Source organism: Pelagibacterium luteolum (assembly GCF_900100665.1).
GTDB classification, from domain to species: Bacteria; Pseudomonadota; Alphaproteobacteria; order Rhizobiales; family Devosiaceae; genus Pelagibacterium; species Pelagibacterium luteolum.
The window spans coordinates 98,646-116,366 of sequence record NZ_FNCS01000002.1 but is presented as its reverse complement, the minus strand read 5'-3'; the positions used below and the strand labels follow the sequence as shown (position 1 = coordinate 116,366).

Annotated in this window: 17 protein-coding genes; 12 read left to right on the top strand and 5 right to left on the bottom strand. The window is 61.1% G+C overall.

The window, feature by feature from the left end; all coding sequences use genetic code 11:
* Positions 1 to 99: 99 nt before the first annotated feature.
* Together cobT and BLR31_RS04475 are read left to right on the top strand one after the other, a co-directional pair.
* Positions 100 to 1,116, top strand: a complete 1,017-nt coding sequence (cobT, locus tag BLR31_RS04480; RefSeq protein WP_090592526.1) for a nicotinate-nucleotide--dimethylbenzimidazole phosphoribosyltransferase — start codon at positions 100 to 102, stop codon at positions 1,114 to 1,116.
* Between the two features lie 124 nt (positions 1,117 to 1,240).
* Positions 1,241 to 1,924, top strand: a complete 684-nt coding sequence (locus tag BLR31_RS04475) for a glutathione S-transferase family protein (protein WP_090592522.1) — start codon at positions 1,241 to 1,243, stop codon at positions 1,922 to 1,924.
* Positions 1,925 to 2,005: 81 nt separating this feature from the next.
* Here the strand turns inward: BLR31_RS04475 and BLR31_RS04470 are convergent, their stop codons facing one another.
* The gene (locus BLR31_RS04470; RefSeq protein ID WP_090592518.1) at positions 2,006 to 3,532 is read right to left on the bottom strand and encodes a sensor histidine kinase; all 1,527 of its coding nucleotides are present in this window, start codon (positions 3,530 to 3,532) and stop codon (positions 2,006 to 2,008) included.
* Between the two features lie 303 nt (positions 3,533 to 3,835).
* Here BLR31_RS04470 and BLR31_RS04465 point away from each other — a divergent pair, with 303 nt between their 5' ends.
* Positions 3,836 to 4,312, top strand: a complete 477-nt coding sequence (locus BLR31_RS04465) for an Lrp/AsnC family transcriptional regulator (RefSeq protein ID WP_090592514.1) — start codon at positions 3,836 to 3,838, stop codon at positions 4,310 to 4,312.
* 341 nt (positions 4,313 to 4,653) lie between these two features.
* On the opposite strand, the gene moaA is transcribed toward BLR31_RS04465, so the two are convergent.
* Positions 4,654 to 5,673 (bottom strand): GTP 3',8-cyclase MoaA, encoded by a 1,020-nt coding sequence (gene moaA, locus BLR31_RS04460; RefSeq protein ID WP_090592510.1) that lies wholly within the window; start codon positions 5,671 to 5,673, stop codon positions 4,654 to 4,656.
* Between the two features lie 158 nt (positions 5,674 to 5,831).
* On the opposite strand from moaA, the gene rpiA reads away from it, so the two are divergent.
* The 3 genes from rpiA to gor all read left to right on the top strand — a co-directional run bounded on the left by rpiA (position 5,832) and on the right by gor (position 8,611).
* A complete protein-coding gene (gene rpiA, locus BLR31_RS04455) occupies positions 5,832 to 6,539 on the top strand; it encodes a ribose-5-phosphate isomerase RpiA (RefSeq protein ID WP_090593645.1) in 708 nt (235 codons plus the stop codon).
* A gap of 20 nt (positions 6,540 to 6,559) precedes the next feature.
* Positions 6,560 to 7,120: a DUF2059 domain-containing protein gene (locus tag BLR31_RS04450; protein ID WP_090592506.1), complete on the top strand. Its 561-nt coding sequence runs from the start codon at positions 6,560 to 6,562 to the stop codon at positions 7,118 to 7,120.
* 111 nt (positions 7,121 to 7,231) lie between these two features.
* Positions 7,232 to 8,611 carry a glutathione-disulfide reductase gene (gene gor, locus BLR31_RS04445; RefSeq protein WP_090592503.1) on the top strand — a complete coding sequence of 460 codons (1,380 nt, stop codon included), beginning with the start codon at positions 7,232 to 7,234 and terminating at the stop codon, positions 8,609 to 8,611.
* Between the two features lie 100 nt (positions 8,612 to 8,711).
* Here gor and BLR31_RS04440 read toward each other — a convergent pair whose 3' ends face one another.
* Positions 8,712 to 9,071 (bottom strand): HVO_A0114 family putative DNA-binding protein, encoded by a 360-nt coding sequence (locus BLR31_RS04440; protein WP_090592500.1) that lies wholly within the window; start codon positions 9,069 to 9,071, stop codon positions 8,712 to 8,714.
* Positions 9,068 to 9,349, bottom strand: a complete 282-nt coding sequence (locus BLR31_RS04435; RefSeq protein ID WP_090592496.1) for a toxin-antitoxin system TumE family protein — start codon at positions 9,347 to 9,349, stop codon at positions 9,068 to 9,070. The genes BLR31_RS04440 and BLR31_RS04435 overlap by 4 nt, the downstream gene beginning before the upstream one ends.
* 179 nt (positions 9,350 to 9,528) lie before the next feature.
* Here BLR31_RS04435 and BLR31_RS04430 point away from each other — a divergent pair, with 179 nt between their 5' ends.
* From BLR31_RS04430 to gltX, 4 genes are all read left to right on the top strand, one after another.
* The gene (locus BLR31_RS04430; RefSeq protein WP_090592493.1) at positions 9,529 to 10,905 is read left to right on the top strand and encodes a class II 3-deoxy-7-phosphoheptulonate synthase; all 1,377 of its coding nucleotides are present in this window, start codon (positions 9,529 to 9,531) and stop codon (positions 10,903 to 10,905) included.
* A 253-nt stretch (positions 10,906 to 11,158) separates the two neighbouring features.
* Positions 11,159 to 11,965, top strand: coding sequence for a hypothetical protein (locus BLR31_RS04425; RefSeq protein WP_090592489.1), 807 nt, complete (start codon positions 11,159 to 11,161; stop codon positions 11,963 to 11,965).
* A 97-nt stretch (positions 11,966 to 12,062) separates the two neighbouring features.
* Entirely contained in the window at positions 12,063 to 13,730 is a 1,668-nt protein-coding gene (locus tag BLR31_RS04420; RefSeq protein WP_090593642.1) for an NAD+ synthase, read from the top strand.
* On the top strand, positions 13,730 to 15,058 hold the full coding sequence (gltX, locus tag BLR31_RS04415) for a glutamate--tRNA ligase (RefSeq protein WP_090592486.1): 1,329 nt from the start codon (positions 13,730 to 13,732) through the stop codon (positions 15,056 to 15,058). The genes BLR31_RS04420 and gltX overlap by 1 nt, the downstream gene beginning before the upstream one ends.
* Here gltX and BLR31_RS04410 read toward each other — a convergent pair.
* Entirely contained in the window at positions 15,003 to 16,130 is a 1,128-nt protein-coding gene (locus BLR31_RS04410; protein WP_090592483.1) for a DUF2865 domain-containing protein, read from the bottom strand. The genes gltX and BLR31_RS04410 overlap by 56 nt on opposite strands.
* Positions 16,131 to 16,256: 126 nt before the next feature.
* Here BLR31_RS04410 and BLR31_RS04405 point away from each other — a divergent pair, with 126 nt between their 5' ends.
* Positions 16,257 to 17,258 carry a fumarylacetoacetate hydrolase family protein gene (locus tag BLR31_RS04405; RefSeq protein ID WP_090592479.1) on the top strand — a complete coding sequence of 334 codons (1,002 nt, stop codon included), beginning with the start codon at positions 16,257 to 16,259 and terminating at the stop codon, positions 17,256 to 17,258.
* Positions 17,259 to 17,317: 59 nt separating this feature from the next.
* Positions 17,318 to 17,653, top strand: coding sequence for a VOC family protein (locus BLR31_RS04400; RefSeq protein ID WP_090592475.1), 336 nt, complete (start codon positions 17,318 to 17,320; stop codon positions 17,651 to 17,653).
* The last annotated feature ends 68 nt before the right edge of the window (positions 17,654 to 17,721 follow it).

Genomic DNA, 17,721 nt, shown 5'->3' with positions numbered 1-17,721 from the left:
CGGAATCATGGTCTAGGCCCTTGTTTGGTCGTGAGATCGAACCGGAAAAGTCTGCAACTTTTCCTGATCTCGCGTCATCACCCGAATCCCGGAGCGACCATGACTGCCCAAGCCTTTGCCGATTTTCAGGATCTCTTGATGCTCGGGCCAGAGGGCGACGAGGCGGCGGTGGCGGCGGTTCGCGCGCGTGATGCGCAATTGACCAAGCCGGCTGGATCGATGGGCGAGATGGAAAAACTCGTCGAGTTCCTGGCGCGCTGGCAGGGCAAGGCGACCCCGACCATGGAAGACCCGATGGTCGCGATTTTTGCCGCCAATCACGGCGTGACCGATCAGGGCGTTTCGGCGTTTCCGCGCGATGTGACCCAGCAGATGGTCAACAATTTCACCAAGGGCGGCGCGGCGATCTCCCAGATCTGCGCGCTCCACGAGATCAATCTGCGCGTCTTCGAACTGGCGCTCAACATGCCGACGGGGGATATCACCGTGGTGCCCGCGATGGACGAGCGCACCTGCGCGGCGACCATTGCCTACGGGATGGAAGCGATTGCGGGCGATGTGGACTTGCTGTGCATTGGGGAGATGGGCATCGGCAATACGACCGTCGCTGCGGCGATCTATGCGGCGCTGTATGGCGGGACCGGCGCCGATTGGGTGGGGCGCGGAACCGGGGTGGACGATGCGGGATTGCAGCGCAAGGCGGACGCCGTCGATCGCGCGCTGGCGCGACACGCGGGACGGCTTGCAACGCCATTCGACATTCTGGCCAATCTGGGCGGGCGCGAGATTGCCGCCATGGTCGGGGCGATCATCGCGACGCGGCATCAGAAGGTTCCGGTGATCGTCGATGGGTTCGTCGCGACGTCGGCAGCGGCGATCGCGCATGCGGTCAATCCCGGCGCGATCGATCATTGCCTTTTCGCGCATGTCTCGGCGGAAAGCGGGCATGCTCGCGCGCTTGAAGAGATGGGCAAGCCCGCGCTGCTCGATCTCGGGATGCGGCTGGGCGAGGGGAGCGGCGCTGCGCTGGCGGCTGTGCTGTGCAAGACCGCGCTGCACCTGCACAAGAACATGGCGACCTTCGCCGAGGCGGCAGTGGATGAGAAATCGTCCTGAGGGCTGGTATCCGGCAGCGCTGAATGGAGCGATGCCGCTCCGCTCCGGGGAAAAAAACCGGTGACGGCGTGGGGTGGGATTTTTCTTGATCAAACGACCTCTCGGTCAAAAGGGAGTTTCCGAAATGTATGCGCTTTATATCGCCAACAAGAATTACTCGTCCTGGTCGCTGCGGCCTTGGGTGTTGCTCGAGGGGCTGGGGATCGACTTCGAGGAGCGGTTCGTGCCGTTTCTCCAGGGGTCGAGCTATGAGGCGTTTCGCTCGTTCTCGCCCAGCGGGCTGGTGCCCTGCCTTGTCGATGGCGATGTGACGGTGTGGGATTCGCTGGCCATCACCGAATATGTCGCCGAAGACCACCCGCAAGTCTGGCCGACCGATCGCGCGGCGCGGGCCTGGGCACGGTCTGCGGCCGCTGAAATGCATTCGGGGTTTTCGACCCTGCGCAATGTGTGCGGCATGAATGTCGGCGTGCGGGTGAAGCTTCACGAGGTGAGCGACAAGCTGCAGCGGGATATCGATCGGATCGACGAGCTTTGGACAGAGGGCCTATCGCGGTTCGGCGGGCCGTTCCTGGCGGGAGAGGCGTTCACCGCGGTGGATGCGTTTTTCTGTCCGGTGGCGTTTCGGATCATGACGTATGATCTGAAGCTGAGCGACACCGCCCTGGCCTATGCCGAGCGGCTGCGGCAGCTGCCGGCGATGCGGAAATGGTATGAGGCGGGTGTTGGCGAGACGATCCGCGATTTGCCGCATGACGCCGAGATTGATGGTGTCGGAACGCTGATCGAGGATTTGCGGGCGGTTTAGGCGCTGGGGGCGCAACGCCTGGATCACGGGTTTGGGTGTGGCGGACCGTGGTGGCTGAGAGCCCTGACGACCGCCCAACCCTCAGACGGCTTCGGAGTAAATCTCGAGGCGATTTGACGTTTCGACGACGGGGGCCATGCCTTCCATGACGCGGGCGCGGGGGAAGGTGGCGATGACTTCGGTACCGAACCGGAGTTTGGAGAAGAGGTCGAACCGGCCCTGATGCAGCTCCATGATGCGCTGCACGATGGGGAGGCCGAGTCCGGCGCCCTGTTCGGCGGTCTTCTGGGCGAGTGAGCCCTGGCCGAACGAGGAGAGTACGGTTTCGATTTCGTCCTCGGGAATGCCCGGACCATTGTCCATGACCGACACGAACTGCCCGCCATCGGCGCTGCGGCTGACGGTCAGGATGATCTTGCCCGATTGCGGAGTGAACTTGATGGCGTTGGAAAGTAGGTTCAGGACCACCTGACGCACGGAGCGCTCGTCGGCCCAGAGCTTGGGCAGTGCGTCACTGGCTTCGAACTGGAAGTCGATGTTTTTGGTGCGCGCGCGGATTTCCAGCATGCGGCGGCAATCATCGGCGATATCGACGAGGCTGACAGCCTCTTCGGTGAGGTCGTATTTGCCAGCCTCGATCCGCGAGAGATCGAGCAATTCATTGATAAGGTTCAAGAGGTGCTGGCCGCTGGCGTGGATGTCTCCAGCGTATTCCTTGTATTGGGCGACGGCGTGTGCGCCCAGCAGCTCGGATTTGAGCACTTCGGAAAAGCCGATGATTGCATTGAGCGGGGTGCGCAACTCGTGGCTCATGGTGGCGAGGAAACGCGATTTGGCGATATTGGCCTGCTCGGCCTCGCGGCGCGCTTCGTCGGACATCGAGCGCGCTTCCTCGAGTTCGAGGATCAGAGCGTCTTTTTCCCACTGGTGCTCGAGATTGACGATCTCGGATTTGTGCAGCTGGCGCGTGAGGAAGAGGAAGAAGAAAAAAGCACCGAAAGTGACGACCGACATCGCGTAGTTGAGCGTGCCGCCATTCATGGTGAGCATGACTGCGACGCTCATCGTGCCCGGAAAGGTGGCGGCAAGCGTGGCCACGGGCAGGGTGCGGGTGGCGACGGCATTGGCTGCGATGCCGACCAGCAGCATGGCAAAAATGATGACCTGGATGTCCTGTCCGCCGCCGGAGATGGCGAGGACGGGGAGGGTGGCCCAGGCAAGGCCATTGATTGTTTCGCCAATGACGAAAGTGCGCGTCCAGCGCTTGGCGTCAAAGCTCCGCCCCTCATCGCGCTGGAGATTGCGGCTGAGCATGGTGACGCCAAGGATGGCAACAGCGGCGACGGTCGCCCAGATGACCACGGTCGTGACCGGAATCCAGAGCACCGCTGCGAGCGACAGCATCACGACGAGCAAAAGGGTGGGCACCAGGCTCGTCAACCGGGCCTTGGCGTAATTGTCGAGTAACTCGAAGTCGAAGGTGGAGCGGGTGCCTGAGCTTGACGTCAGCCGTTGGCGGGCGTCGAGCACGGCCCGCTGCACGGTTCTGCGCGGTTCGCGTGCGTGACGCGACGCGTCCGCTGCTCTACTGGCCGGGCTGGAAACCATACGATACTCGTTACGCTACAAACTACTCATCGGGATGAAAACTGCTCAGCCCGTACGCGAGGTTCAAAGCTATGTCGTATGTGGTTAACAGGGCGTTGAAAGGTCCATGCGAAAGAGACGCAATTTTCACCATAGAGGGCTGGACGGTCGCTTGCGGAGCTGAATCCGGCACGGCGCGGCGTTAACCTTCATGCGGCTTGACATGGGCAAGACGGGCACGTCAAATACCGCGTCCGGGCGGACAGTTTTCCAGCATGACGGAAAATTTGGGTCAATTTTAGAAAATATGTTCCTGGGGGTAGAATGGCGCTCGACAAACTCGACCGCAAAATCCTGCAATTGCTCCAGAAGGATGCAACCATGCCGGTGGCCGAAATCGGCCGCAAGGTCGGGCTGTCGACAACCCCGTGCTGGCGCCGCATCCAGAAGATGGAAGAAGAGGGTGTCATCAAGCGCCGGGTGGCGGTGCTCGACCCCGAAAAGGTTAACGCCGGCGTGACGGTGTTCGTGGCGGTCAAGACCAATGAGCACAATGATGCCTGGCTGCGCAAATTCGCAGCCGTGGTCGAGGACTTCACAGAGGTTGTGGAGTTTTATCGTATGAGTGGCGATGTCGACTATCTGCTGCGCGTCGTCGTGCCCTCGATCCAGGCCTATGACGTGTTTTATAAAAAACTCATCTCCCGCATCGCGCTCTCGGATGTGAGTTCGTCGTTTGCGATGGAGCAGATCAAGTACACGACCGCCCTGCCGCTTGAGTTTGCAGTGGTAGGGGACTGAGCAGGCCCGATATTCGGTGCCTGCGGCCCGCTGGATCCCGGGAATAAATCCCTGGATGACGGTGGTGGGTGGGCCTGCCGTGCTCGTGAGCGTGGGCGTTGTTGGCTTGATCGCTGCGTTTTCCCCGGGGTCATCCCGGCCCTGAGCCGGGACCCAGTATGCTCCGTGTGGGCGGTGGGCAGCGGCGCTTGCCATCTTGTCCGAGCATACTTGGCCCCGGGACTTCGCCCGGGGTGACAGCTGTGGGGCGCGGCAGGCTGGCTGGGTCCCCGGGTCAAGCCCGAGGATGACGGAGAGGGCTGGGGTAGGCGCGGGAGGCGAGCAGGGCGTCTATTGCCTCGTCACCCACCCGTCACGGACATGTGGCGCTCGACGGCGGGGGCCGAGCGGCGTTCGATGACGAAGTCGTGGCCTTTGGGTTTCAGGATCATGGCGCGGTCGAGGGCGGCGTCGAGGCCGGCGGGGCCGCTGTCGCGCATGGCGGCGCGAAGGTCGACCTTGTCGTCCTGGCCAAGGCACATATAGAGCTGGCCGGTGCAGGTGAGGCGGACGCGATTGCAGCTTTCGCAGAAATTGTGTGAGAGCGGGGTTATGAACCCGATCGTGCCGCTGGTTTCCGCAATCTGCATATAGCGGGCAGGGCCGCCAGTGCGCTTGGCGATGGGGGTGAGCGTATAGCGCTCGGCCAGTCGGTCGCGCACAGTGCGCAAGGAGAGATGGGTGTCCGACCGGTCGGCGGAGACTTCGCCCAGTGGCATTTCCTCGATCAACGTCAGCTCCATGCCGTTGCTATGGGCCCATTCCATCATGGGGACGATCTCATTCTCGTTGACGCCCTTGATGGCGACCATGTTGAGCTTGACGGCGAGCCCGGCCTCGCGCGCGGCGCGAATGCCGTCGAGCACCTGGTCCAATCGACCCCTGCGGGTGATGGCGGCAAATTTGTCGGCATCGAGTGTGTCGAGCGAGACGTTGATGCGCTTCATGCCCAGTTCGACAAGGCGCACAGCGTGCTTTGCAAGCTGGCTGCCATTGGTCGTGAGGGTGAGTTCATCGATCTGGCCGGTTGCCAGATGGTCGGCGGAAATGGCCTCGATGAGCTTGATGATGTCGCGGCGCACAAGTGGCTCGCCGCCGGTGAGGCGCACCTTGCGCACGCCGCGTCGGACAAAAGCACCGATGACCTCGCGGATTTCCTCAAAGCTCAGCACTTCGCTCTTGGGCAGGAACACCATGTCCTCGCTCATGCAATAAGTGCAGCGGAAATCGCATCGGTCTGTGACCGACACCCGCAGATAGGTGACGTGTCGTCCAAAGGAATCGACGAGGGGGCGCTGCGAATAGGAGGCTGTGGTGTTCATGAGACCAATATAGGCATGTTGCTCAATTCGGCAAAGCACGCTTGCGACACCTGCCGAAATTTCCGCCTCGCGGCATGATTGGTGGTGGTTGCAACTGAAGGAGCGTTGACACAACGGGCGAACTGTTTTTCTAAAAGCGCCACATGGAGGAGATGGCGATGAGCGAAGACCTCAAGCGTAAGGCGGCGGAAGCGGCCATGGGAGAAGTCCGCTCGGGCATGCGCATCGGGCTGGGCACAGGATCGACGGCAAAACATTTCGTCGACCTTCTGGGCGCGGAGGTGGCCAAGGGATTTGAGTGTCTGTGCGTTCCCACCTCGGAGGTGACCGCGGCGCAGGCAAAAAGCCTCTCGATACCGCTTACGACGCTCGAAGAGATCGACAGCCTCGATGTGACGATCGATGGGGCCGATGAGATCGATGCCCAGTTCCGGCTGATAAAGGGCGGCGGCGGTGCACTTTTGCGCGAGAAGATCGTCGCAGCCGCATCGGCCAAAATGGTCGTCATCGCCGATGAATCCAAACTCGTCGAGACGCTGGGCGCCTATCCGCTACCCATCGAGATCAATCTTTTCGGGCAGGCGGCGACGGAGCGCGCCATCCTTCAAGTGATGAATGCCCATGGCGCACAAGGCGGCAAAACGCTGCGTCGCAAGGCCGATGGCGAGCCCTATTTCACCGATGGCGGACACTTGATCATCGACGCATCTTTTGGCCGCATTTCCGACGCAGAAGCGATTTCTCGGGCCCTGCTGGATATCCCTGGCGTGGTCCAGCACGGGCTGTTTATCGGTTTGTGCTCGGAAGCCTATCTTGCCACGGCTTCAGGGACGCTCAAGCTATCCGATTCTGCCCGAAACATTTAACGCGAGGGACCGTACGCACAATGACCTTCCTGCCCAAACTGCGCCGGCTGACCGCTGCGCTTCTGATCTCCGGCATGGCCTTCGCCTCGCCCGCACACGCGCAGCTGGAGATTTCTCCAGAGCATCTGGCCAAGGCCCGCGAGTATGTGGACCTCACCGATTCCGCCCAGCTTTACGAGCGCGCGCTGGTGGAAATGGGCCTTCGCGTCATGCGGCTGATGATTCAAGAGGATCCTTCGCTGCGCGATCCGCTGATCAACGCGCTGCAGACGGTTTACGACAATTACCTCCTCAACCGCGATCCGCTTTACAACCAGTTCGCGCGCATCTACGCCGTTCGTTTCTCGGTGGAAGAGCTCGACGAAATTCTGGCCTTCTACAACACCCCGGTCGGCCAGAAGCTTTTGGGACAGAACGCCACGATCAATGAAGATCTGCAATTGGCGCTTCAGGTCTGGACCCGCAACATGTCCACAGAGTTTCTCTCGCGCGTGCGCACCGAACTGCGCAACCAGGGCTACAACGCTCCGCAGGTGCAAGACGACGCGGCGGCTCCCGCTGAAGAGGCCCCCGCGCAGTAATCGGCGCCAGGGCTTTGAAACATCGACCCCCGTCTTCCACAGGCGGGGGTTTTTTTGTGCGCCCCGGCGGCCTATATCCATCCGTCCGGAACCTGAGACTGCGAGGACCCCATGGCCCAAAAGTTTGATCTGATCGTTATCGGGGGCGGGTCCGGCGGCGTGCGGGCCGCGCGCATGGCCGCACAGTTCGGCGCCAAGGTCGCGATCGTCGAGGAATACCGCTATGGCGGCACCTGCGTCATCCGGGGATGCGTGCCCAAAAAGCTGTTCGTCTATGCGTCGCGCTTTGGCGAGATGTTCGACATCGCCCCCAGTTTCGGCTGGACGGTCGATGCGAAATTCGATTGGCCGACGCTGCTTGCCAACAAGGACAAGGAGATCGACCGGCTCGAAAAGATATACGAGACCCTGCTCAACACCGCCGGCGTCACGCTTTTCCATGCGCGCGCAACCTTGACCGGGCGAACCGGCGTCACGCTCTCGACCGGCGAGGAGTTGACGGCGGACAAGATATTGATCGCAACGGGCGGCGCGCCGTTCACGCCCAAGATTGAGGGCAGTGAGTTGGCGATCACCTCCAACGAGGCGTTTCATCTCGAAAAACTGCCCAAAACGATCCTGATCGAAGGCGGCGGGTATATCGCCGTGGAGTTTGCGACGATCTTTCACGGCCTGGGTGTCGATACGACGCTCGTTTATCGCGGCGACAAGATCTTGCGCGGGTTCGACAAGGATCTTCGCGAAGGGCTGGAAGACGGCATGCGCGAGCGCGGCATCCGGTTTCGGTATGGCTACAACATTTCGCGCCTGCGCAAGGACGGCGACGGCGTATGCGTGAGCTTTTCGCATGGCGAGGAAGCGACCTTCGATGCCGTGATGTTTGCGACCGGTCGCCGACCCAATACCGATGGACTGGGGCTCGAAACTGCGGACGTGCAGCGCGACCAGACCGGGGCCATCGTCGTTGACGAATATTCGCGCTCGTCATCGCCTTCGATCTATGCCGTGGGCGACGTCACGGGCCGCGCCGCGCTTACGCCCGTGGCGATCCGTGAGGGTTCGGCCTTCGCGCAGACCGTGTTCAACAACACTCCGACAACGGTGCCTTACCATCTCATCCCCACAGCGGTGTTTTCCGAGCCCGAGATCGGGACGGTTGGGCTGAGCGAGGAAATCGCCGCCGAGCGCCATCGTTCGATCGACGTTTACATCACCCGCTTCCGCCCCATGATGAACACGCTGTCCGACAAGCTCGAAAAGATGATGCTCAAGCTCATCACCGAAACCGACACAGGGCGCGTCCTCGGGTGCCACATCATGGGGCCGGGGGCGGGCGAAATGATCCAGCTTGTCGCCATCCCGATCGGCATGAACGCCACCAAGGAAAATTTCGACCACGCCATTGCCGTGCACCCAACGGCTGCAGAAGAACTGGTGACGTTCAAATCACCAAGCTATCGCGTGGTGGACGGGGAGAAGTGCAATCCGTGAGGGCGTTGGATCAGAGGAGCGCTGCTGCTGGACCGCGGGAATAAACCCCGGGGAGACGGCGGGGGAAAACATTGACGTCCCCACCAATGTCATCTCGGGATCATGCGGCGGCGGTCACATCGAACTCGAAATGGATGTTGGCGTAGGGAAATGAAATCCCTTTTTCGCTGCGATCGATCACGCCAGCCGTAATAAGGGTGGTGACGTCGCGATGCACAGCCTGAACATCGCGATCGACCCGACGCGCCACCTCCCGGATCGACAAGGTGCCCTGGCCGGCGAGAACTTTGACGATGGCGAGGCGCGCGGGTGCCAGAACGCGATGCATGTCTTCGTAGCTGGCGAAGTTCAGGGTCGGGGTGGCGGTATTCGCTTTGCCGTCGAGCGCGCGTCGGCCCGCGTCCAGCAGACGGGCCCTGGCCTCGTCGAGCGTGCCCAGTCTTACGGTCAATGTTGTCATGGGAGAATCCTTTCCATATCTGCATGAAAGGCATCTAGCAGCGCTTCGAGCGAAGTAAACTCGAACGGCTCTTCGTGGCCCTTCACATGTCGATGATCACCCTTGCCACGTTCGTTGTCATAGCGCAGGACGCATTCACCTTCGATCACCAGGGCCATGCGATATTTGAACCGATGAGCACTGCCGGGGACCGGCGCGGGCAGGTGCCACAAGACGATTTCGACGAACGTCGTATCGTTGACCACTGTCCTCGATTTTTCGATCAAGACGGCCCGCATGTTGTTACCAGTAACAACGGTTTGCAGTGTTGTCAATGAAGACAACGCGTCAAGGTTGGTGCTGAACCTCGGTCACATACTATAGAATACTTGGCATGCGGGGCTGCGCTTGGTAGACCGCGTCACCTTTCGGGTTTTCCCCGGGGGACAAACAGTTTTTGAATGAAGCGAGACATGCGATGAGCACGTGGACACCTGACAGTTGGAGAAACAAGCCAATCCTGCAGGTCCCGACCTATCCGAGCCAGACAGAGCTTGAGGCGGTCGAGGCCAAGCTCGCTTCGTTTCCCCCCTTGGTTTTTGCAGGCGAGGCGCGCGACCTCAAGGCCCATCTGGCCGAGGTCGCCAAGGGAAATGCCTTCCTGTTGCAAGGCGGCGATTGTGCCGAAAGCTTTGCCGAACATCACGCCGACCACATCCGCGATTTCTTCAGGGTGTTCCTGCAGATGGCGGTGGTCCTGACCCATGGTGCGTCAAAGCCTGTGGTGAAGGTCGGGCGTATCGCGGGGCAGTTCGCCAAGCCGCGTTCGTCGGATACCGAAGTGATCGATGGCGTGGAACTGCCGTCCTACAGGGGCGACATCATCAACGGGATCGATTTCACGCCAGAAGCGCGTATTCCCGATCCCAACAGGCAGCTTGAGGCGTACCGCCAGTCGGCGGCGACGCTGAACCTGTTGCGCGCCTTTTCGGCCGGTGGTTTTGCCAACCTCGCCCGCGTCCATGAATGGACGATGGGCTTCATGAAGGATTCTAACTGGTATCCGCGTTATGAAGAGGTCGCCAAAAAGATCGATGATGCCATCGAGTTTCTCGGCGCGATGGGGCTGAGCCCCGACAACACGCCGGTGCTGCGCGAGACCAAATTCTTCACCTCGCATGAAGCGTTGCTGCTGGGCTACGAGCAGGCGATGACGCGGCGGGATTCGATCACCAATGACTGGTACGCAACGTCCGGCCACATGATCTGGATCGGGGATCGCACGCGCAATCCCGACCATGGGCATGTGGAATATTTCCGCGGCATCAAGAACCCGATCGGGGTCAAGTGCGGACCGTCAATGTCCGGCGATGATCTCAAGCGATTGATGGATACGCTCAACCCCAAGGATGAGGCGGGTCGGCTGACGCTGATTGCGCGCTTCGGATCGGACAAGGTGGACGAGCACCTGCCGCGCCTGATCGAGACGGTGAAGGCTGAAGGACGGACAGTTGTCTGGTGCTGCGATCCGATGCACGGCAACGTCATCAAGGCATCGACGGGCTACAAGACGCGGCCTTTCGAGAGGATTTTGTCCGAGGTGAAGTCGTTCTTCGAAATCCATCGCCAGATGGGGACGATCGCCGGTGGCGTGCATGTGGAAATGACCGGTCGCGACGTGACCGAATGCACGGGCGGCGTATCGGCAGTGACCGACGAAAGCCTCTCGGACCGCTACCACACGCACTGCGATCCGCGGCTCAATGCATCCCAGGCACTGGAGCTGGCGTTCCTCATTGCCGAGGAAATGCACGGTCAGCGTACGAACGGCACGGCGAAGGCCGTGGGTTACTGATCGGCGTTTGCGGAAGCGCTGCTGCTGGATCCCGGGAATAAATCCCGGGATGACGGTGGTGGGGTAGGGAGGTCGTTGTTACCTCTGGCACTCCAGTTCAACAAAGGTCACCTCGGGACTTGGTCCCGGGGTCCAGATCGGCGCCGGCCAAGTAAAGCCGGCGCCTTTTCTGTGTCGTCATTTAGCCAACATTAACCCTAACGGGCTCATAACCAACGGCGAATAGTTCGTTTCGCGTCGTTCGGAGGGCTCGATGTCCCGCATACTCATCGCAATTTCGGCCTGCGCGCTGGCGTCTTCGGTGACCCCGCTGATGGCCGCCGATTGGGGCACCTCGGCCCCCGGCTTTCGTCCGGCCTACCCCATGGACATGGCGCCCATGGAAGACAGCCTCGATTTCGAATTCGGGCTCCGGTATTTTTATGGCATGGGTGGGCAGTCCTTTACGAACGGATCGACGTATTCGGCGACCGATCTGTCCCACTCGCTCGAAGTTCACGGGCGGATTGACGATCACTCGACATCCTCGTTCCTCAAGGGACACATCGGGTACGGTGCCATCACCGATGGCGAGTTCTCCATGGATGATACGACGAACGGAAGCTACAGCACCGGACGCGTTGGATACGTCAATGCCGATTTCGGCTATCTGCCGATCAACACTGGCGGCGTTAAAGCCGGAGCGTTCATCGGCTACATGTATTCCGATGAATCCCCCCAGAACACCGGGCCGATAACACACGGATTGCGTCTCGGCGTGGCCGCGCGTGCCGAGTTCGGCGACATGTTCGATATCACCGCGGAGGGGGCCATCATTCCCTACAGCGCGGTGTCGGGCAGCATGGCCAATCCGGGCGGAACGCTGACTGGCATCGAAGGCTCGCTCTATGGTGCCGCTGGCGAAGTTATGGCTGGCGCGCATCTCACCGACAATTTTGTCATTCGGGCCGGCGCCCGCGCGACCTATCTCAACGGCCACGTCCAGGCCGATCAACCCGGTGAGCATTACATCGAAATGTTCCGTTGGGGTCCGCTTGTCGAATTGACGGCCACCTTCTGATCAGCAGACGCGGGCGGCTTATCCCGCCTTGCCCTCTGCCATCGGCCAAGTTAAGTCTGGCGCGCCTTTTCACCAGAGATTGTCGCCGGACTTTTTTGTGACCGATATTTTGCGCATCGCCCTCGCCCAGCTCAATCCCAAGGTCGGCGACATCGCCGGCAATCTTGCGCTGGCCCGCACGGCCATAGTCGACGCCGAGGCGGCGGGCGCGGATATCCTGATGTTCACCGAGCTGTTCCTGACGGGGTATTTCCCCGAGGATCTGCTGTTCAAGCGCCAGTTCGTGACCGAAGCCATGGCGGCCGCCAAGACACTGGCGAAGGAGACCAAGGGGCTCGATGTCTCGGTGCTTTTGCCGACAGTCTGGAGCGCTGACGGGCATCTCTACAATTCGGTGCTGCTGATCGAGGATGGGGCCATCATCGATCGGCGCAACAAGGTCGAATTGCCCAATGACGACGTGTTTTACGAAAAGCGCTATTTCACGCCCGGTGAACTCCCCGAACCTTTGACGATCAAGGGCATCACCGTCGGCGTGCCGATCTGCGAGGATGTGTGGCACGAGCCGGTATGCCGGGCGCTCAAGGACAAGGGCGCGGAAATTCTGCTCTGCCCGAACGGTTCGCCGTACTGGAAGTTCAAGCAGAGCCTGCGGCTCGACCTGGTGCGCCATCGCGTCGCCGAGACCGGCCTGCCGCTGCTTTATTCCAACCAGGTGGGCGGGCAGGACGAGCTTGTGTTCGACGGCGCGACCTTCGGCATCAATGCCGATGGTTCGCTGGCTTTCCAGGGCAAGAGTTTTGTCGACGACACGGTGCTCTCCGAATGGGAGAAGCGGGACGAAACCTGGGTGTGCGTCAAGGGGCATGTGACCGACCTCGTGCCGATCAACGAGGCGCCATGGCATGCGGCCATGCTGGGTCTACGCGATTATGTGCACAAGAACGGGTTCAAGTCCGTGGTGCTCGGGCTGTCGGGCGGGATCGACTCGGCGGTTGTGGCGGCCATTGCCGTGGATGCGCTGGGGGCGGAGAACGTCCATTGCGTGATGCTGCCCTATCGCTACACGTCCGAAGCCAGCTTGCGTGACGCCAAGGCGTGCGCGGAAACGCTCGGCGTACGCTACGACATCGTGCCCATCGGTGGGCCGGTCGATGCGGCCAATGACGCGCTGGCCAATGTTTTTGCCGGTCGCGTGCCCGATATCACGGAAGAAAACCTGCAGTCGCGCATGCGCGGCACGATCCTGATGGCGATTTCCAACAAGCTCGGTTCGCTGCTGATCACCACCGGCAACAAGTCTGAAATGGCCGTCGGCTATGCGACGATCTATGGCGACATGAACGGGGCGTATAACCCGATCAAGGACATGCTCAAGATGCAGGTCTATGGGTTGGCCGAGTGGCGCAACAGTTATCAGCCCTCGGACGTTCTGGGGCCCGCAGGGATCGTGATTCCGCCCGAGATCATCTCCAAGGCGCCGAGCGCCGAACTGCGGCCCGACCAGACCGATCAGGACAGTCTGCCGCCCTATCCGGTGCTCGATGCGATCATCGAGGGGCTGGTCGAAGACGACTGCTCGGTCGCCGAACTGGTCGCCAAGGGCTTCGATGCAGATCTCGTCAAGCGCATCGAGCGGTTGATTTACATCGCCGAATTCAAGCGCCGCCAGGCAGCGCCGGGTCCGAAGATTACAGCCAAGGCGTTCGGCATCGGGCGCAAATATCCAATAACGTCGGGTTATCGCGACGGGAGCCTTTCATAATGTCCGTCACAGTCCGCTACGCCCCATCGCCTACCGGCAAGCTGCATTTGGGCAATGCCCGGCCCGCCGTCCTCAACTGGCTCTATGCGAAAAGAAGCGGCGGCACATTCGTCTTCCGGCTCGACGATACCGATACCGCGCGCTCGACCGAAGCCTTTGCGCAAGGGATCGAGACCGATCTGGCATGGCTGGGGACCACGCCGGACGTCAAGGTGCGGCAGTCCGATCGGCTGGCGCTCTATGATGCCGCGCGTGACAGGTTGATCGCCGAGGGCCGGCTGTATCCCGCCTATGAAACCGCCGACGAACTGGACCGCAAGCGCAAGCGCGCCCGTGCTGCGGGACGCCCGCCGATCTACGATCGCGCAGCGCTCGAATTGTCCGACGAGGATCGCACGCGTCTCGAAGCCGAGGGCCGCAAGCCGCATTGGCGCTTCAAGCTCGATGGAAGGGCTGTGCATTTCGAGGATCTGATCAAGGGCGAGCAGACCGTCAATACGGCGTCGATGTCCGATCCGGTGCTGATCCGCGAGGATGGAAGCTATCTCTATACCTTCACGTCGGTCGTCGACGATATCGATCTCGGGATCACCCATGTCATCCGCGGCGAGGACCATGTGTCCAATACCGGTACGCAGATCGAGATTTTCGAGGCGATGGGCGCCAAAGCGCCTGTATTCGGGCACCATAATCTCCTCACCGACGCGGACGGGCAGGGGCTATCCAAGCGCCTGGGTTCGCTTTCGCTCGAGCAATTGCGCGAGGACGGATACGAACCGCTGGCCGTGGCCATCATGGCGTCGATTACGGGGACGTCGCTGCCGGTCGAGCCCTATGAGAGCCTCGAAGCAATTGCGGACAAGCTCGACTTTTCCATGATCTCGCGCGGATCGGCACGGTTCGATCCGGCGGAACTGGCGACGCTCAACGCGCGCATGGTGCACGCCATGGATTTTGCCACGGTTACCGATCGGATTGGCGCGATCGACGGTCTGGACGAACAGGTCTGGATGGTGCTGCGCGAAAACGTCTCGCGCCTCAGCGAACTCGCTCCGTTGTACCGCGAACTTTTCATCGACGCTCGGCCAGTCATGGCAGACGAGGACGCCGAGTTCATCGCGACCGCGCGCGACCTCCTGCCGCCTGAGCCGTGGGATGAGAGCACATGGGGGGCATGGACGTCGGTGCTCAAGGAGCGGACCGGGCGCAAGGGCAAGGCGCTTTTTCTGCCGTTGCGTCTGGCGCTGACGGGAAAGTCCGAGGGCCCGGAGCTTAAGGCTCTTCTTCCACTTCTGGGACGTAAGGTGTCTCTGGACCGACTAGCCTGACGGTGCGATCACCGAAATCGACCATACGCAAAGTGTCGCCTTCGATATCGGGCTGAACCAGTTCGGGCGCTGCCGTTCCGTCATCGCGTGGACGTGGGCGGGGTAGGGGCACGTAGATCGCCTCGGCCACTTCGATCACCGCGACATTGGGGCCACGCGGGTCAGCCTGCGGCAGGGGGATGTCCACTGGTGCCAGTGCGACGATCGATGAGCCTGAACCTGCATCGGCGACGGTCTGAATGCTGTTTGAGGGGCGAATTTTGCACGAACTCGTCTTGTCGATCTCGGTGCGAAACTTGAACGCATAGGGCATGGAGCGATAGGGCGTGCCCGAAAGCGAAATCATGTCCTCGGGCTCTTCGCCCGGATTGCGATAGGAAAATAGAGCCACTTCGCCCCCGGGACACATTTCATGGCATTGGATGGCGTCCTGCGCCACATATTGGTCGGTGGTCGAAAAGCTGATCGGCCAATAAAACCCGTCGGTGGTGCGCACGCAGACCGTACGACGCGTCTGCTGCGACGACCACGGATCGTAAGGCGAATTGACGTAACCGCCCTGGCCGCCGCCGAACAAATCGTTCAGGAGATTACCGCTCGGATCTTGATTGGCGAAGGTGACGCCGGACTGGTTGGCTGCGCAGTTGAAGCGCTGAAAATCCTGATTGAGCATCTGGTAGTTGCGCGCCATCGTCTGGCCTTCCTGAGCCATCGACTGCAATTGCTGCACCTGGCTGCGCCCCAGGGTGATGGTCTGTGCGACCGACTGGCACTGTTGCGAGAGCGCTCCGCCGGCGCTGAGCGTCTGCTGGCAGCCTGCGCCCACCCATTGGCGTTCGGCCTGGCCCACCTGCTGCTGTCGCGCGTTGAGCTCCCCGACGATGCCATTGTAGCTGGCATAAGTCGGATTGCGCTCGATATTGGCAAGCATGGAGGCGATCTGGGCGCAGTTGTTGCTCTGCGCGATGGCCGTCGTGGCATGCCCGGCGAACACCGCGAGCATGGTGATCAGCGCAAATGCGAAACGCATCAGATAAACGGCGGTGGAGCGAATGGAAATCATGATACTCATAAATGCGGTCGCTCGGGAATGTATCCCCGTGTGGCGCGACAAATCCTCAAACGCAAGGCTTTATCTGCGCCTAGCTATGGGCCATCCTAAGCGCCAACGCCAATCACCTTCCGGTATTATCCACCAATGAAACTCGCCACACTGCGCAACGGCCGCCCCGATGGACACCTCGTCGTCGTGTCGCGCGACCTGACGCGATTCGCTTCTGCCGGTCGCGTCGCGTCCAATCTGCAGGACGCATTGGACGAATGGGACCGCTGCGCGCCCATCCTCGCCGCCGTCAGCGACCAGCTCAACAACGGCGAAATCTCCGGCATGCCGTTCGATCCGGACGACGCGCTGGCGCCGCTGCCGCGCGCATACCAGTGGATCGACGGCTCGGGCTACATGGTGCACCTCGATCGCGTGAGAAATCTCAAGGGCAGCAAGGACGAGGAACTGCAGGACGAACATCCCCTGATGTACCAGGGCGGTTCGGACAGCTTTCTCGCGCCGCGGGCGCCGATCGTTATCGCCGAGGACGATCAGGCGCTCGATTTCGAGGCGGAGGTTGTGGTGGTCATCGGCCACGTCCCGATGCGGCCTACGCATGAGGATGCGAGCGGTGCCATCCGGCTGATCGGGATTTGCAACGACGTGTCGTTGCGCCGGCTTGTCGTCAACGACCTGCAGAACGGCTTTGGCTTTTTCCACGCCAAGCCCGCCACGAGCTTCGCGCCGATCTTCGTTACGCCGGACGAACTGGGTGCGGCCTGGAGCGACAATCGCCTGCATCTGCGCGTGCGCATCCACGTCAACGAAAGCCTCTATGGCCAGCCCAATGCGGGAAAGGACGTGCGGTTCGATTTCGCCGATCTGATCGTCGCGGCTGCACAGACCCGCGAACTTGGGGTGGGCACGATCATAGGGTCGGGCACCATCGCTAACGCGCATGACGATATTCTGCCATTGAAGCACGATGGCATCGGGTTCGGCTGCATTGCCGAGGCACGCACGGCGGAAAAGGCGCGCATCGGCAAGGCGCGGACGCCATTCCTGAAGCCGGGCGACAAGATTCGTATCAATGCCGTCGACGCCGACAACCGCTCGGTGTTCGGCGCCATGGAGCAGGTGGTCAAGCTACTTTAGGCAGGAACACGGCGTCATCCGCGTTCTGATCCGATGGTTCGAAACGGAGGACGTAAGTGATGAAACTGATGCACCTCAATCTCACGACGACCGATACCGCAGCGTCAGCGGACTTCCTGTGCACCTATTTCGGGCTGCGCAACGAAGGCGGGAACAAGGGGTTCATGATGCTGCGCGACGACGCGGGCATGGTGATAACGCTTATGAAGTCCAAGGCGGTGCGATACCCCGAGACGTTCCATATCGGCTTTTATCCCGAAGGAGAGCCTGCGGTCGATGCGCTCTATGCAAGACTGACGACCGATGGCTTCTCCGTCAGCGCACCCGAGCGCCATCATGGCTATTCAATTTACGTCGAAGCGCCGGGTGGGTTCACTGTCGAGGTAACGGCGTAAACACCGGCTGGAGAGGCTACTAAAACTTTCCGTGATCGGGATGGCACATGAGTCCGAGGCGTGTCACC

What these genes read in the sequence shown, in the direction of transcription:
- BLR31_RS04400 (WP_090592475.1), top strand. Translation starts at nt 17,318, where the DNA reads ATGAAACTGATGCACCTCAATCTCACGACGACCGATACCGCAGCGTCA.
- BLR31_RS04430 (WP_090592493.1), top strand. Translation starts at nt 9,529, where the DNA reads ATGAGCACGTGGACACCTGACAGTTGGAGAAACAAGCCAATCCTGCAG.
- BLR31_RS04405 (WP_090592479.1), top strand. Translation starts at nt 16,257, where the DNA reads ATGAAACTCGCCACACTGCGCAACGGCCGCCCCGATGGACACCTCGTC.
- BLR31_RS04425 (WP_090592489.1), top strand. Translation starts at nt 11,159, where the DNA reads ATGTCCCGCATACTCATCGCAATTTCGGCCTGCGCGCTGGCGTCTTCG.
- BLR31_RS04450 (WP_090592506.1), top strand. Translation starts at nt 6,560, where the DNA reads ATGACCTTCCTGCCCAAACTGCGCCGGCTGACCGCTGCGCTTCTGATC.
- rpiA (WP_090593645.1), top strand. Translation starts at nt 5,832, where the DNA reads ATGAGCGAAGACCTCAAGCGTAAGGCGGCGGAAGCGGCCATGGGAGAA.
- BLR31_RS04440 (WP_090592500.1), bottom strand. Translation starts at nt 9,071, where the DNA reads ATGACAACATTGACCGTAAGACTGGGCACGCTCGACGAGGCCAGGGCC.
- BLR31_RS04475 (WP_090592522.1), top strand. Translation starts at nt 1,241, where the DNA reads ATGTATGCGCTTTATATCGCCAACAAGAATTACTCGTCCTGGTCGCTG.
- cobT (WP_090592526.1), top strand. Translation starts at nt 100, where the DNA reads ATGACTGCCCAAGCCTTTGCCGATTTTCAGGATCTCTTGATGCTCGGG.
- BLR31_RS04465 (WP_090592514.1), top strand. Translation starts at nt 3,836, where the DNA reads ATGGCGCTCGACAAACTCGACCGCAAAATCCTGCAATTGCTCCAGAAG.
- gor (WP_090592503.1), top strand. Translation starts at nt 7,232, where the DNA reads ATGGCCCAAAAGTTTGATCTGATCGTTATCGGGGGCGGGTCCGGCGGC.
- BLR31_RS04470 (WP_090592518.1), bottom strand. Translation starts at nt 3,532, where the DNA reads ATGGTTTCCAGCCCGGCCAGTAGAGCAGCGGACGCGTCGCGTCACGCA.
- BLR31_RS04410 (WP_090592483.1), bottom strand. Translation starts at nt 16,130, where the DNA reads ATGAGTATCATGATTTCCATTCGCTCCACCGCCGTTTATCTGATGCGT.
- moaA (WP_090592510.1), bottom strand. Translation starts at nt 5,673, where the DNA reads ATGAACACCACAGCCTCCTATTCGCAGCGCCCCCTCGTCGATTCCTTT.
- gltX (WP_090592486.1), top strand. Translation starts at nt 13,730, where the DNA reads ATGTCCGTCACAGTCCGCTACGCCCCATCGCCTACCGGCAAGCTGCAT.
- BLR31_RS04435 (WP_090592496.1), bottom strand. Translation starts at nt 9,349, where the DNA reads ATGCGGGCCGTCTTGATCGAAAAATCGAGGACAGTGGTCAACGATACG.